A 15753-nucleotide genomic window follows, 5' to 3' on the forward strand; every position below is an offset into this window, starting at 1 on the left:
TTTTATGCGTGAACGGTCCTTAGACCCTTTCTAACTACCGTTCGCGCTATTCTTTTATGCGTGAACGGTCCTTAGACCCTTTCTAACTACCATTCAGGCTATTTTTTTATGCGTGAACGGTCCTTAGACTCCTCCTAAGAACCGTTTATGCACAATCATTATATACGACGGCAGCAGCAGGTGATTACCTTTTGAAAAATCTTTATTGATAATAAGTCCACCTCCCTGTTCCGACCGTTTTGAAATGTTTCTCCAATACTCTGCTAATCCTTCTTTTAGAATCGATAATTTTACACCACTCACCAATGGTTTCCGAAGTCAATTTCTCGTCAGGAAATAGCATCCGGAATTCTTTGATGCTCCGCATGATCGCTATTCCACCTATTTCACGATGTCCGCATTCTTCGCAGATGACCATTCTTCCCTGAACACCACAGGAAAAAGACCCGCAAGTAGCACAAACAATCCCTTTCCGCAACTGCTCAAATTCATACCGGGGCAGCTTGGTAAAAGATAATTCCTCCATATGAAGCGATAACAATCTTTCTGCGAATTTCTTATGTTTGCTGTTCAATTTTGACGTCAATGCATTCAAATGTTTAAAATACCGTTTGATCTGTGTTGGAAAAATAAATGGCGCATTCAGAGGGGCTTGGTACAAAGTAAATTCGGGGTGAATAAATACAATGGAAGCAGTAACGGGCATGTCAAATCCGAGCGAGTGAAGCAGCTGGCGGAAAAGCGATTCGCTTCGTTTCAATTGAATAAGTGGATTGTTGATCTCAGACTTGTTTTTGTAAAGTCTTTCTCTTTCATAGTAAAAATCGCCTTCATAATTTTTCACTTCAAAAAGATAAATAGTTTCTCCAGTGATTATCAATGCGTCTATCTGAAATGTCGTATTGTTCACAGAGAGCCGCAAATCATTTAATACCAGGCAATCACATTCCAGCTTCTCCGTCCATGAGTCAAAGCGACACTCCCCTTCGAATCCTTTTTTCAGATTCCAATAGTACTGTTTATCTTTTTCGGTGAGTTCCATCCTCCTGTCTAACGATTGAAATACAAGCAGCTCCTGTGGTTCAGTACGAGCCTTATAAAGCATGGTTCACATCCCTTCTAAAAATTCAAACTACAAGTCTATTATATATCTTTTTTCTGAATCTTCAATCCCGCACTGTTGATGATCCGCTCCCACCACTCCTTGTTATCCAAGTACCACTGGATCGTCTGAGCGATGCCAGTTTCAAATGTATAAGTCGGTTTCCATCCAAGTTTTTCCAGTTTCGTTGGATCGATCGCATACCGTTTGTCATGCCCCGGCCGGTCTTTAACAAATTCAATGAGATCTTCTGATTTCCCCAACATTTTGATGATCGTCTTGACGACTTCCAGATTGGTGCGTTCATTATGGCCGCCGACATTGTAAACTTCACCGACCGCGCCTCGATGCAGCACCAAATCAATCGCCGCGCAGTGGTCATGGACATGCAGCCAGTCGCGGATGTTGCCGCCGTTTCCGTATACCGGTACTTTTTGGTCGTTCAGGACGCGGGAGATCGTAAGCGGAATGAGTTTTTCCGGAAAATGATACGGCCCGTAGTTATTCGAACAACGGGTGATATTGACCGGCAGTCCATACGTTTTGTGATAAGCCCGGACCAGTAAATCCGAGGACGCCTTGCTGGCACTGTACGGGCTGTTCGGCTGAAGCGGTGTTTCTTCAGTGAAAAACGTATTCGGATCAAAGTCCAGTTCCCCGTACACTTCATCCGTTGATACATGCAAAAATTTCTCTACGCCGATCTGTTTTGCCGCATCCAATAATACCTGCGTCCCGAGCACATTCGTCCGGACAAAAATTTCCGGATCGGTAATCGAGCGGTCGACATGGCTTTCCGCCGCAAAATGCACCACATAGTCAAATTTTTCTTTTTCAAAAAGCGGGAGGATCGTTTTCCAGTCCGCGATATCCGCTTTGATAAAATGGTAATTGTCTTTGTTCTCAATCGACTGATGCTTTGTCAGATCACCGGCATAGGTCAACAAGTCCAGGTTGTAAATGTCGTACTCCGGGTATTTGTTGACCATATACTGGACAAAATTGCCGCCGATAAAACCGGCTCCGCCTGTCACCAATACTTTTTTCTTTGACATTCGTTACACCCCAAGTTCTTTGATATAATGCGCCAGTGCTTCTTTCCACAGCCGTAACGGTTCAAAACCGTTATCCTGCAGCTTTTGTTTTGACATTCTCAAATTTTCGGCCAACCATCTCAAGGCGGCGCTTTTTCCCTTCCAGTGTATCCTGCCACGAAAATGTTCATGGATTACTCCCCGTGTACAAAATGATTTCCGCTTCTTCCAACAGCGGCGCTTTTTCGACTTTCACCGATAAAACCGGATGGATGTCACGGATCGGCCACTCAACCGCGATCGCAGGGTCATTCCAGCGGATTCCGCATTCGTATTCTGACGCATAAAATTCATCTACTTTGTATTGTACCTCCGCATCATCCGTCAAGGTCATAAAACCTCTTGGAATCAGGAGCTGTTTTTTATTTTTGACACTCAGCTCCACTCCAAACCACTTGCCATATGTGGAGCTTGTCCACCGCCACATTAAAAACCGCCCTCTTGTGCAGCGAACAAGTTTAGATTGGGCTATCAGGTTCATCTGGTAATGCAGGCCTCGCCATGTCCCTTTTGCGGCGGAAAAAGACTGGTTATCTTGCACAAACCGGATGTTGATCCCGGCCTCCGCAAAGTTTTTTCATTATAAGTTTCCATAAACCCGCCTTACTACGTCACGGTCAGCAAGCTAAACATCGTTTTTTCATTATAAGTTTCTATAAACCAGCCGCGGCGATCGCCGAAAACAGCCGGATCAATCACATAAACGCCTTCCGAGTGGGTTTTGCTGTTTTCATAAATCTTCCCTATACGCTATTTTAACTAAGAAGTTATTCTTTCTATATGATGATTTGAATGGAAAAACGCGGGAGTTTGCCACGTTTTGTCTTTGCGGGAAATTCCGGGCCGGTGACGTTTAAGAGGAGATCGCGGCCATCATGCTAAAAATATGCCGTTTTCGTTCTTTTTCGTCTCGAACAGAGGATGACATTCAAGTTAACCATTTTGCTCCGTTCTATATTGCAGTTTTTCATTCCATTATGTCTAACACCCAACCTGTGATAACAAAGGATCCCCCTTACCTTAGTTGGATCACCGGCCTCAACACCTTCCGTCATACGGTCGGCAACCGCAGCACTTATGTTAGCGGGAAAACAAGCAAATCAAGTACCGTATATGTGAAAATCGGATCGAAAACGTATAAAAGCACAAGCAACAGTAAAGGCGAATATAAAGTCAAGATTCCGAAGCACAAAGCCGGCACGAAAATTTATAATTACGCGAAAAACAGCTACGGATCCAGCAGCACAAAAAGTGTAACGGTGGTTGACAGAATCGCACCAGGCACACCGTCTGTTTACGCGGTCAGCCACACTTCCAAGTACATCATTGAGAAGCATACGTAACCGTTACTGCTTATGCAAGCAGCAAAAAAATCGGCTCTGCCAAAGCCGACAAGCGCGGATATTATAAAATCCAAATCAGCCCAACGAAAAAAGGCACCACGATTAAAGTGAGAGCCGCGGATAAATCCGGCAATATTAGCGGATATCGGACAGTAAAAGTGAAATAGCAAAAAGCGTGTAACGATTCAAGAAGCGCAGGGGCCAAAACCTCTGCGCTTTCTTATATTACAAGCCTTTCCCCAAGCACCATCAAAAACGTCAAAATCATTCCTCTTAAAAATTTTGTAAATATTAAGTTAAGTTCCTTTGAAATCGCAGTTTTGCGATTTTTTTTGTGCTATCTTGAATTTGCAAATTGATAAGTAAGGAGGAAAGCTTCGTGCCGAAAATCGAGATGGTCAATGTTTCGAAGTCTTACGGGAAAGGCGCAACTGTTTTAAGTGACATTCACTTTTCGGTTGAGCAAGGAGAATCTTTTGTGCTTGTCGGCCCTTCAGGATGCGGGAAGAGCACGATTTTGCGGATGATTGCCGGGCTTGAAGACATTTCAGGCGGCCAGCTCTATATTGACAACCGGCCGGCAAACTATGTTTTGCCGAAAGACCGCCAAGTGTCGATGGTATTTCAGAATTACGCCCTTTATCCGCACATGACGGTAAGGGAAAATATCCTTTTTGGCATTAACTCGAAAGAAAAACTCACCAAGCAGGAAAAAGAAGCGCGGCTTAAACATGCACTGGCACTTGTCCAACTGGAGCCATTTGCCGAAAAAAAACCGCGCGCTTTATCTGGGGGCCAGCGGCAAAGGGTTGCATTGGCAAGGGCGATTGTCAGTCAGGCGCCGATTTGTTTAATGGATGAGCCGCTCTCGAATTTGGATGCGAAACTCCGCACCGAGATGCGGGCGGAAATCCGGCAACTGCAGCGCCAGCTCGGGTTAACGATGATTTACGTTACCCACGACCAGGTGGAAGCGATGACGATGGGAGACCGGATCATGATCTTGAATGAAGGAAGGATCCAGCAAATCGGAGAGCCGATCGAAATCTACAATGATCCGGCAAATCAATTCGCTGCTTCTTTTATCGGATCGCCGCAAATGAATTTCACAGAAGCGTATGTTGAAGAGGGAAAACGTTTCAGGATTCCGGACGGTCCGGCCGTTCAGCCAGGATTCTCTTTTCCCAAACCAACATGCATCCTTGGCATCCGGCCTGAGCATTTTAAACCGAATGCCAAGAGCGGCGACGCTGCAATACAGGCAACCGTCAAGTCCGCCGAACAACTTGGCGACAAAACGATTATTTGGTTTGCGTTCGGAAATACACAGTGGAAAGCAAAATGGGCCGGACAATGGCAGCTTGATCCGGATGACCGGATAACGGTCTACTTCTCTCCGGAGGATGTCCATTTTTTTGATCCGGATACGCGCGAAAAGGCCTTCAATATGGAAAAAGGCGGGGTTTCGGTATGATACAAAATTTATCTGCTGGAGAAGCGATCAATGCCCAATTGGAACAGGAGAAGAAGACAAAGAGGCGATACGGGGATGCTGTGACCGGATGGCTGTTTCTGCTTCCATCCCTCATTTTGTTGGCCGTTTTCATTTTTTACCCGATGTTCCGGACGGTATTTCTCAGTTTTTATCTGACCGATTTTGCCGGGCATCCAACCGTGTTCGCCGGACTCAGCAATTTTAAAGAACTGTTCACATCCGCAGACTACAGACAAAGTTTGCTGTACACGCTGATGTTTGCTGCGGGAACAGTTGCGGCAACCGTGATCATTTCGCTTTTTCTCGCTTTGCTCGCCAATGAAAAATTAAAAGGAATCGGCTTTTTCAGAACCATTTTCGCATCAACAATGGGGATCAGCGTCTCCGTGGCTTCCGTTTTTTGGATGTTTTTATTTAATCCTTCCATCGGACTGATGAACCGTTTGATGCAGCTCTTTCACCTTCCTGCGGTCAGCTGGTTAACCGACCCGCATTGGGCGTTGTTTTCCATTTCGCTGTCCACCGTGTGGATGAACACTGGCTTTTCTTTTTTAATCCTCTTGGGCGGCTTGCAACACATTGACCAAAACCTTTATGAAAGTGCGCAAATTACGGGGATTCCGTATCTCACGCAGGTCAGGCGGATTACACTCCCGCTGTTATCGCCGACATTGTTTTTTTCATCATCGTTTCGGTGATCAATGCCTTCCAAACATTCGGGCAGATTGACATGCTCACAAAGGGCGGCCCGTCAAATCACACAAATTTGCTCGTGTATTCCATTTACCAGGATGCCTTTATCAACCACCAGTTTGGTACCTCCAGTGCCGAAGCGGTTATATTAGCTGTCATCATCTTTGTCTTAACGATCATCCAATTTAAGGCGGGGGAAAAGAAGGTGCATTACCAATGATGAGAACGTTTGTCTCGAAGACCGGCCTGTACGCTGTTTTAATCTTCTTTGCGCTTTTGATTGGCAGCCCGTTTTTGCTCGGCCTGTCCATCAGCCTCATACCGCAGGAAGAGATTGTAGCCGGACATTATTTTTCAGTGCATATCAGTTTAAACCATTATCTTGAAGCCTTTCAAAACACGACTTTCGTCCATTATCTGATGAACAGTGTTCTTGTTTCATTGGCTGTCACGGCCGGGCAGCTGCTGCTGTCGAGCCTTGCTGCATATGCGTTTGTGTTTCCAAAATTCAAAGGGCAAAATCTGCTGTTTTACTTGTTTATTTCCACGATGATGGTTCCGTTTGAGGCGCAGATGATCCCCAATTTTGAGACGATACGGGATCTGGGCTGGCTGAATACGTATCCTGCACTCATCCTGCCGTTTATCGCTTCCGCATTTGGAACGTTTTTACTCAGGCAGCATTTCAAACAAATTCCAATGGAGTTAAAAGAAGCAAGCGACCTGATGGGCATTAGCCATTGGAAATTTTATCTGAAAGTTGTGCTGCCGATGTCGAAGATCAGCCTTGTTACGTTAGGTACATACAGCTTTTTGACGACGTGGAATCAGTATTTATGGCCGATTCTGGTCACAACCAATGATACAGCCCGCACCGTGCAGATCGGGCTCAAACAAATGCAATCCCAGGAAACGCTGAACGACTGGGGCATGATCATGGCATGTGCGGTCACTGTCGCGATCCCGACTTTACTCGTCTTATTTGCGGGTCAAAAACATTTGCAAAAAGGCCTCACCGAAGGCTCGATAAAATAGGAGGAATGTATGGACCCTGATCCGGAGAGATATAGGAGGGTGAGCGATCTTGAGTCGTGTGGAGATCTTACGCACGGTTATATCCTTTTATTTACCAAACTTATCCAGTTCGGTCGTTAGGATGGTCCATAACCTATAATAATATTCTGCATAAATTCGTTTGAAGATGTGATAGCTATTTGGTGTAAATTAAACACCTATGAAATTTTGAGAATGAGTGAGTATTCAAGAGAAAACTTAACTTTATTGAAGGAGGATGCAAAATGATTAAAAAATACCTTGCAATTTTTATGATGCTTTGCCTTACCTTAAGCCTTGCTGCCTGTGGCGCAAATACAGAGGCGACCACCACGAAACAAAACGGCCGCATCGTGGTGACGTTTTGGCATTCCATGAGCGGAGAGCCGCAAAAAACGCTCAATCAAATTGTGAAAGAATACAACCAGTCACAGAATAAAGTGCTCGTAAAAACGGAATACCAGGGGGAATACACGGAATCCCTGCCAAAATACTTAAGTGTCGGCGGTACGGATAAAGCCCCTACCATCATCCAGGTTCAGGAAATCGGGACCAAGACAATGATCAACAGCGGCTTTATTGATCCTGTCCAAAAATTCATTGACAAAGATCACTATGATACTTCGAACTTGGAAAAGAATATTTTAAATTATTATACGGTGGACGGAAAACTATATTCTATGCCGTTTAATTCCTCCACACCTGTCCTGTATTACAACGAGGATGCCCTTAAAAAAGCCGGCGTCAACATCGATCCGAAAAATGTCACTTTTGAACAGATTGAAGCATATGCAAAAAAAGTAACAGACTCCAGCAATGGAAAAATGAAAGGCTTTGCCCTGCAGCCGTATGGTTGGCTTTTTGAAGAATTGCTGGCCAATCAAGGTTCACTGCTGGTCAATAAAAACAACGGACATGACGGAACGCCGACAAAGTCCGTGTTCAATAACGAAGCGGGAAAAAACATTCTCAAGTGGGCGAAAAACATGATTGCAGACAAAACTTTTGTCGATTACGGCACGGGCACGAATGCGGCTGATGATATGACAGCGGGATTTCTTGCAGGCAAAGTGGCCATGTTCATCCAATCGTCCGCCAGCATCCGGGACGTTGTCGATAACGCAAAATTTAAAGTCGGTGTAGCTTATCTGCCGCATCCGGAAAGCAAAAAATGGAACGGGGTTGCCATCGGCGGTGCAAGCCTGTGGCTGTCAAAAGGAAAAAGCAGCGCCGAACAAAAAGCGGCATGGGATTTCATGAAATATTTGGCAAGCCCTCACGTACAGGCTGAATGGCACATAGGCACCGGCTATTTTGCCATTAACACGAAAGCATACGATGACCAGCTTGTAAAAGAAGCTTATCAAAAAGTGCCGCAGTTGCAAGTTCCGGTGCAGCAATTACAAGCCACCCATACTTCGCCGGTCACACAGGGCGCGCTGATGCAAAGCCTGCCGGAAGAAAGAACCGCTGTGGAATCGGCCATGGAAAGTGTCTATAACGGCGAAGACATTGACAAAGCCCTGAATAAAGCTGTAGAACAAACCAACCAGGCCATTGAAAAAGCCAACCAGGCAAACGGAAAATGATAACCGGAGGAATGCGCTTATGGGAGAAACACTGATATTCGGGCACCGCGGCAGCAAGGGAACCCATCAGGAAAATACATTGCTGGGTTTTGCCCATGCCTGTCACATCGGAGCGGAAGGCTTAGAACTGGATGTCCACATGTCAAAAGACGGCGAACTGGTGGTGATCCATGATGAGAAACTCGACAGAACGACTACAGGCAGCGGTTATGTGAAAGATTTAAATTTGAACGAAATCAAACAATACAGCGCCGGCAAGAAATTCAAACATCTCTCTTTTTATGATTCATCCTGGGAGAAGGAAACGGTCCCCACCCTTGAGGAAGTGCTGGAACTGACAGCGGATTACCAGGTTTCCTTGAACATTGAGCTGAAGACAGATACGTTTTCCTACCCCGGCATCGAAAAAAAGGCCTTGGAGCTCTCGGAAAGGTACCATTTAAAATCAAGAATCATTTTTTCATCTTTTAATCTTTCAACACTGATAAGGATAAAAACATTAGACCCGGAGGCACATACTGCTTTTTTGACATCGAAGCGCCATTTGGATTTAGAGCGTATGATTCAAGATCACCAGCTGTCCGGACTACACCTGAACCGGTCGTTTTTAATCAGCAAATCCAATCTATTTACGACAGAACATTCGGTTCCGGTACGTGTTTGGACAGTGAATTCCGCCCGTTCCATTAAAAAAGCTCTGGACCTGAAGCTGGCAGGTATTATCACGGACTACCCGGAAAAGGCGCTGGAGTTAAAAAAGAAACATGCCCAATCCGTCAAGCATGCCGGAATCAATTTTTCCGGAGTTTTCAAATTGAAGCATTAAACGAATTTAAGCTCCGGAATAACCATGATGGCCAAAACAATGGCGATATTGAAAGACCAATCCCTACCTGCATCAATTAGGCGGGGATTTTTTTATGTCTGGCGTCTGTCAGGCACCCATCATAATCCCCGTCAGGCATCCATAAGATGATAAGAGTGCACGAAAGGAGAGAATGCCGGATGGCAAATTTTGAACAGGCAGCAGGATTTGAACATGGCTTCTGGCTTCAAATATTGGGAGATCACGCACGTTTTATTCATGATTCACTCGCTCCGCAGGAAAAACAAGAAATTGAACAAACGCGTTATTTTATTCAAGTCTTTGATCAACTGCTTAGAAGTATACAAAATGCCGATCTCATCCGCTTAAGCCAAAGAGCGGATGAAGAAGCATTGCAATTAAGGCAGTTGAAACTTTCGATCATCAGAAAACAGTTGACCGGGAAAATCACCATTCATTTGACGCCCAGTTTTATTAACCATATGGTCAATGAATTAGATGAATATTTGCGTGTTCTAAAATACTTAAAAAAGGGTGAAGTTCCACCTGTTGTCCACGAGGTGCATCACCATCTGGTTTGGCTGTTGGATGCAGCAGGCCATGCCGGTGCCATTTCAAGTAATCTTGACCGGGTTGAAAAGAAAATGAAAGGAAAAAGCGATGCATTCACAAAGGACTTTGAGGATTTCTATTTAAAAGCGGTGGAAATGGCTGGATTTTTGCGGACGAGATTATCCACTTTCCCTGCTTTGAAGAAATTTGGTCAGGATATTTCTCTGGAAATGGCGCTTTTCATGAACTTTTTGCATGAAATTGAAGAACTTCGGTTAAGCAAGGAGGCTTTAGGATCTTTTGCGCCATTGATGGCCGATCATATGATGAGAGAGGAATGTTACTATTTGAATAAATTAGCAGAGTCTACAGAACTGGAGTACCCAAACTGTAACCCGGCAAAGCCCAGGTTGCAAGAATGAGGCTCCTCGAAGTGTAGATGTAATACCGCTTTTCTTCCTCCACCTTCCTTATATGGTGGATTTTTTGTGGCTACAACAAGTGACACATCTTTGAGGAAAGGCACCATTTCAAGCTGGTGATAGGTTGCAGGCCCTTTTCGCGGATAAAAAGTGACTGTGTACACTATTCGGGCGTAATAAATGCTTCTTATTCTGCTAAGTTTGAGGAACTTGAACGCCGTTTTTGGAGATTTTTTCAAAAAGGGAGGACATCTCTTCCCTGCTTTTTCCTCCTTTCGCTGATTTTCGCATCTTTCCGCTGATTTTTTTGGCATTTCCGCTGATTTCCCGCACATGTCCGCCGATTTTTCCACCACTTTCGCTGATTCCTCAGTTCAAAACTGGGAGAGCGGCCGTAGTTCCGGAGTTTGCACCCGGTTTTTAGGAATTCTGCAAAAAGGCTGTCTCCCTTACTCTTACTTTTTCCCTGCTACGCTGATTTCTCTCTAGGTTCCGCTGAATCTTCCTATGTTGGATGGGGGTCTGGCAGAGTTTTAGATTTGTACGCCTTTTTTAAGGAATTTTTCAAAAGGGGAACGCCCCACTTCCCCCTGTGTATTTTTCTTCTATCGGTCCTGACATAACTTCTTAGTACCCTTTCACCGGGTTAGTTTTACTCTAAATGAGAAAACCCGTCGAGAAAAATGAATTTCTCGGGCGGGTTTTCTTGTTAAAAAGGACTTTTGGGACAGCACCTTATAATTGATATGCTATTTCTATTGTTTCTCCACGAAAACTGAACTACTTATTCCCATAGGTCGTTTTTCTTATTTCACTTTCACGTATCGGTAGCCGCTTTTATTCCCCGCTTTGTCTTTCGCGTAAATTTTGAGCGTGGAGCCTTTTTTCTGTTTTTTCATATGGACGGTGTAAGTCCCTTTTGAGCTGACCGTTGCTTTGCCGACGTAATGGCTGCCGTTGTACACATAAACCGTTGCATATTTTTCGGCCTTACCCGATACAGTTGTTGATTTATACGTTACGGTGCCGGCGGTTGGTGTCGCAGGCGGGGTTTTGTCAACGACTTTAAACGACCTGCCTGTACTTGTATTCCCGGCTTTGTCTGTAGCATACGCCGTCAAAGTTGTGCCGGCTTTTTGCTTGGATTTGATTTTTACTGAGAATGTGCCTTTACTGCTTGCGTAGCCGTAGCCCAATACTGTTTTACCTGATTTGATCGTCACTTTGGCACCGGCTTCGGCTTTCCCGGTGACAGTGGTTTGGTTATCCCCAAAGGTGTAAACGGTCGGTGCTGCCGGTGCAGTTTTATCAATGACTGTCACGCTGGCGCCTGCACTTGTATTCCAGGCGGCATCTTTAGCATATACAACCCGCTTTGTTCCCGCCTTTTGTTTTGCAATTTTAATCTTGAAGTTGCCCTTGCTGTCGGCGGTGCCGGTTCCAATGGTTGTGCTGCCTCTTTTAATCGTGACCGCAGCGTTTGCTTCCGTCGTGCCGGTGACATATGTCGTTGCGTCACTGATGGTATTGACCTTTGGAATAGCAGGTGCTGTTTTGTCGATAACGGTCACGGTTGTCCCGGCACTCTTATTGCCTGCCACATCCTGGGCATACACCGTAAGTTTTGTCCCCGCTTTTTGTTTCGCAATCGTGACTTTAAAGCTTCCCTTGCTGTCAGCCGTGTCTGTTCCTAAAATGGCAGAGCCCGATTGTACTGTGACTTTTGCGCCGGCTTCCGTTGTACCTGTTACGGTTGTGCTTGCATCCGTCACACTGTTTACTTTCGGGGCTGCAGGAGCGGTCTTATCGCTCACCGTCACAGTTGTGCCCGCGCTTTTGTTGCCTGCCGCATCCTGGGCATACACCGTAAGTTTTGTACCGGCTTTTTGTTTTGCAATCCCTGCTTTAAAGGCGCCGGTGCTGTCGGCTGTTGCCGTGCCTAAAACTGCTAATCCCGACTGCACCGTTACTTTCGCACCCGCTTCCGTTGTCCCGGTAACCGTTGTATCTGCATCACTGACCGGATTCACTCTCGGAGCGGACGGTGCTGTTTTATCAATGACCGTTACAGTCGTTTCAGGGCTCATATTCCCAGCGGCATCTTCTGCATATGCCGAAAGCTGTGTACCGGCTCTCTGCTTCGATATCGCAATTGCAAAAGTTCCGGATGAAGTTGCGTACCCTGTTGAAATGACAGCATGATTCGCTTTTACCGTAATCTTCGCGCCTACTTCAGCGGTTCCAGTCACAGATGTATCCGCATCGCTGACGTTATTGAGAACCGGTGCTGCCGGTGCGGTTTTGTCCTTAACGGTGACAACCGCTTCGCCGCTCTTGTTGCCATTGCTGTCCACAGCGTATACATGCAGTTCGGTGCCCGCCTTTTGTTTCGGAATGGTTACCGAGAAATTTCCAGAAGAGCCGGAAACAGAGGAACCGATAACTGTGCCGTTTACCGCAACGGAAACTGTCACATTCGGATCGGCCGTCCCGGTTACAGTCGTGTCGCTGTCGCCGACTTCATTCACTACAGGAGTTGCCGGTGCGGTTGCATTCCCGCCGCCAGCATCCAAAAGCGTATAAGTAATATCTTGGCCTTTATCTGCCGGAACGGAAAAATCATCTTTGGAGCCCAAGCTTTTGACAACGGCGCCGCCGCCCTTCAGATTCAGCGAAGATCCGCTGTACGTTTTAATGTTAAGGCCGTCAAAAGCGGAATCGCCTTTAAAGCCGTACAGGCCCGTATCCTGTTTTAACACTAGTGCGGCGCGGAAATCGGTCATAAACTGCCCAAAGGAAATATTTTCCCCGACATATTTATGGATGATATCCTGAACCGCCTGATAATCGCTGTGCGGATCATTGATCAGTTCTTTGAAAATGCTGTTGCCCCGTCCACACTGGTCTTTCAAGTATTCCATGAAGAGATACGACAGGGAATAGTTGGCCAAAACGTCCCCGTCATAATCCCAATACAACAGAGAATGGCCGTTCGTGATATCCGAATCTTCATTATAGTAATCGATCCGGTCTTGCAGTGCTTCTCCCGTATAAATTTGTTCGGCGGCCATGGATAAGCCTTCATCCATCCATGTATCGGTATCCGTCAGCCCCTGCACGAAAACTTTCTGATTAAAATTGATCATGTGCTGGAATTCGTGCGCCAAAGTGGAGTATGCCTGCGACACATCTTTTGAAGAACCAATCCCCATGAGCGGATATGTGTCAATATAAAAAATTTCCGAACGGTTGGAATAGCTGACATTGTACAAATCCTGCGGAGAAAAATAGCCGGCCACATAGCCTCCGCTGCCACTGAAACCGTCCTGGATGTCGTAGCATAAAATATTGACTTTCCCGTTTTGGTCGATATCCGACGGTGAGCCAAAATTGTCTACATCGGAGCTGTAAATTTTATTATCAAATTCTTTGCCGAGCTGCGCAGCTTCATCCGATGTAATCTCATTGTTGTTGACCCATACATCGGCATGGGAGCCGCTGTACAGGAGCGTCGCGCTCATCGAAGAGTATGCGCCCGTTACGAGATTCTGGACATAAAAAGATTTGCTGTCCCCGACCTGATAGTTTGCCTGGATGGACTTCGTGCTTTTCTTCAATGACCGGCTTTCATATTTTTTCGTATCAAACGGGACAACGTAGTCCATTTGATACGCAGACCGGCTTAAATTTTTGCTGCTTGCATATTCATCGTTCTGGATGGCAAATGAACCCGTGCTTTCCGTTGCATTCCCGTCAGTAGATTCATTGCTGATCAATTCGTAGTAATTCGAACCGGTTGTTGGAAAGTGACGGTGACGAACATTGATGCGTCTAAAAGATTCATTGCTGATCAATTCGTAGTAATTCGAACCGGTTGTTGGTGTGCCACCTTGATAAAACGGATTTGCGACTTTAAAATATGTTACATCCGAATAGTAATAATCAGAAAGGCTGCTCAATGTGCCTACCCGGACGTAAATATACGGGTCATTTTGGAAAGATGATTTGTTTATAATGAACCCAAGGCTTACAGTGCCTGTATACGCACTAATATCTTTTTCAAAATACCCGACAAAATCCATTGTCCCGTTATGATTCGTATAAAATTCAATTTCCAAATAAGGGTCTTTGTAATAGTCCGTGTCTGTATGCAGGAGCGTAAACAGCATTTGCGTATCGGAATACGAGGTTGTCGATCCGTATGTAAGATAATGGGTGCTATACCAGCTGTCTGTTAAAGCGCCTACATATCCACCCGGGTTAATAAGCGGATAATCATCCGGATTTAAGTAACTCTGACTACCCGACTTGTCCACATAATTCGGTTTTGCACCTTGAATGATTTTGGACTGCAAACTTATCGTATTTCTTGCATTCTGCTGATCCGTGGACGTGGATCCGTTCGCATAAACCCCGACAGGCAGCCCGAAAATCAGGGCCAAAACGAACAATAACTTAAGCATATTTTTTATTTTCTTCAAAAAAATCCCCCCTCTTAATCTAAAATCATACTATTTTATTACATACCTGGCTATAGGGTTACGAAAAATTTTCCCCATATTTAAGACTCCGTTAATGGGCCATCATTTTTTCACAGAAAAATCGATTTTCACGATATTTGGTATCATAAAACACCACCAATCTCATATAACGTGCCTATAAAACAAAATGGATGAACACGAAAAATATAGAGAAAAAGTATTTACTTCGAGTAATTTCCTTGTGTAGAAGATTCATAGACAGGCGTGTGAAAATCGCAACTGACGACATCAGTGGCTGCTGCGGTTGCAATTGCAACCAACATCATGAAAAAGACTCGTTTGTATAAAATGGCCAGCCATTATTTAAGTTGATAAGTATTTCTTCCTTTTTCTCTCCCATGGTTTTCCTCCTTCAATAAAGTACAATTATCTCTTGACTTCTCATTCATTCTCAAAATTTCATAAAAGTTGTCACATCTCTAAATGGATATAGGCACAATTTTCTTTCAGGGTGAGGTCCATCCTAACAACCAAATTGGGTATATTTGGTAAATAAATGGATATAACCGTGCGTAAATACTCCACATAACTCACGGTCGCTCACCCTCCTATGTCTTCCAGGATCGGGGTCCACACATTCCTTCGTCCTGCGTATCCATGAGGTGGAGGCCGGATATGCTCCTTTGCTGGGTCTTTTGCCCGAACGGAATAAATAAGCTCCGGCTCTGCACTATTGGTGTTTGTTTTGAAATGAAGCAGTTATCAAGAGTTATCTTACATTTCTTAAGCTGCCTGTAATGTTTCTATTTGAGGTAGACCTTGTAGTAATTTGCAACCATCAAACTCACATTGTTTGTTGCCAATGACAAACAAGACTCGTAATAACTTACAGCACAGGGCAATGAGAGACTGTTGTTTTTTTAATGGGCGTTCAGGGCGTTTTGTATAATATTGATGCAGGGCTTTAAACGTCGGATTATGCACAACCAGTGGGCGAATTGCCAGATACAAGGCCCTTCCAAGGCCCTTCGCAGCCTCTTTCGTCCCCATTTGGTGATGGTTGTTTGATTGATGCTGATTTTTTCTTCCCAACGATCCTTAGA

General features: G+C 45.0%; 12 protein-coding genes and 2 pseudogenes. 8 read left to right on the plus strand and 6 right to left on the minus strand.

Annotated features, from left to right (window positions below; all coding sequences use genetic code 11):
- Window positions 1-202: 202 nt before the first annotated feature.
- The 4 genes from BpJC4_RS14655 to BpJC4_RS17195 all read right to left on the minus strand — a co-directional run bounded on the left by BpJC4_RS14655 (window position 203) and on the right by BpJC4_RS17195 (window position 2895).
- The gene (locus BpJC4_RS14655) at window positions 203-1105 is read right to left on the minus strand and encodes a nuclease-related domain-containing protein (RefSeq protein WP_151682014.1); all 903 of its coding nucleotides are present in this window, start codon (window positions 1103-1105) and stop codon (window positions 203-205) included.
- Window positions 1106-1143: 38 nt separating this feature from the next.
- A complete protein-coding gene (rfbB, locus tag BpJC4_RS14660; protein ID WP_151698124.1) occupies window positions 1144-2157 on the minus strand; it encodes a dTDP-glucose 4,6-dehydratase in 1014 nt (337 codons plus the stop codon).
- A gap of 166 nt (window positions 2158-2323) precedes the next feature.
- Window positions 2324-2737 carry a dTDP-4-dehydrorhamnose 3,5-epimerase family protein gene (locus tag BpJC4_RS14670; RefSeq protein WP_371862311.1) on the minus strand — a complete coding sequence of 138 codons (414 nt, stop codon included), beginning with the start codon at window positions 2735-2737 and terminating at the stop codon, window positions 2324-2326.
- A 65-nt stretch (window positions 2738-2802) separates the two neighbouring features.
- Window positions 2803-2895 carry a hypothetical protein gene (locus BpJC4_RS17195; protein ID WP_367592358.1) on the minus strand — a complete coding sequence of 31 codons (93 nt, stop codon included), beginning with the start codon at window positions 2893-2895 and terminating at the stop codon, window positions 2803-2805.
- Window positions 2896-3173: 278 nt separating this feature from the next.
- Here BpJC4_RS17195 and BpJC4_RS16755 point away from each other — a divergent pair, with 278 nt between their 5' ends.
- From BpJC4_RS16755 to BpJC4_RS14705, 8 genes and pseudogenes are all read left to right on the plus strand, one after another.
- On the plus strand, window positions 3174-3539 hold the full coding sequence (locus BpJC4_RS16755; protein WP_253694001.1) for an Ig-like domain-containing protein: 366 nt from the start codon (window positions 3174-3176) through the stop codon (window positions 3537-3539).
- A 29-nt stretch (window positions 3540-3568) separates the two neighbouring features.
- A complete protein-coding gene (locus tag BpJC4_RS16760) occupies window positions 3569-3706 on the plus strand; it encodes an Ig-like domain-containing protein (RefSeq protein WP_244490548.1) in 138 nt (45 codons plus the stop codon).
- A 212-nt stretch (window positions 3707-3918) separates the two neighbouring features.
- Entirely contained in the window at window positions 3919-5013 is a 1095-nt protein-coding gene (locus BpJC4_RS14680; protein WP_253724330.1) for an ABC transporter ATP-binding protein, read from the plus strand.
- Window positions 5010-5947: pseudogene (locus BpJC4_RS14685) on the plus strand (carbohydrate ABC transporter permease). Before BpJC4_RS14680 ends, BpJC4_RS14685 begins: the two are co-directional and overlap by 4 nt.
- Window positions 5944-6762 (plus strand): carbohydrate ABC transporter permease, encoded by an 819-nt coding sequence (locus BpJC4_RS14690; protein ID WP_013860838.1) that lies wholly within the window; start codon window positions 5944-5946, stop codon window positions 6760-6762. Before BpJC4_RS14685 ends, BpJC4_RS14690 begins: the two are co-directional and overlap by 4 nt.
- A gap of 263 nt (window positions 6763-7025) precedes the next feature.
- Window positions 7026-8369: an ABC transporter substrate-binding protein gene (locus tag BpJC4_RS14695; RefSeq protein ID WP_151681899.1), complete on the plus strand. Its 1344-nt coding sequence runs from the start codon at window positions 7026-7028 to the stop codon at window positions 8367-8369.
- A 19-nt stretch (window positions 8370-8388) separates the two neighbouring features.
- The gene (locus tag BpJC4_RS14700; RefSeq protein WP_151698125.1) at window positions 8389-9195 is read left to right on the plus strand and encodes a glycerophosphodiester phosphodiesterase; all 807 of its coding nucleotides are present in this window, start codon (window positions 8389-8391) and stop codon (window positions 9193-9195) included.
- Window positions 9196-9374: 179 nt separating this feature from the next.
- Entirely contained in the window at window positions 9375-10169 is a 795-nt protein-coding gene (locus BpJC4_RS14705) for a DUF2935 domain-containing protein (RefSeq protein ID WP_151681900.1), read from the plus strand.
- 806 nt (window positions 10170-10975) lie between these two features.
- Here the strand turns inward: BpJC4_RS14705 and BpJC4_RS14710 are convergent.
- Window positions 10976-14128, minus strand: a complete 3153-nt coding sequence (locus BpJC4_RS14710) for an Ig-like domain-containing protein (RefSeq protein ID WP_151698127.1) — start codon at window positions 14126-14128, stop codon at window positions 10976-10978.
- 1305 nt (window positions 14129-15433) lie between these two features.
- Window positions 15434-15753 (minus strand): annotated as a pseudogene (locus tag BpJC4_RS14715) (hypothetical protein); the annotation flags it as partial.

Origin of the sequence: Weizmannia acidilactici (assembly GCF_008974185.1) — a bacterium.
Classification (GTDB): Bacteria; Bacillota; Bacilli; order Bacillales; family Bacillaceae_C; genus Weizmannia; species Weizmannia acidilactici.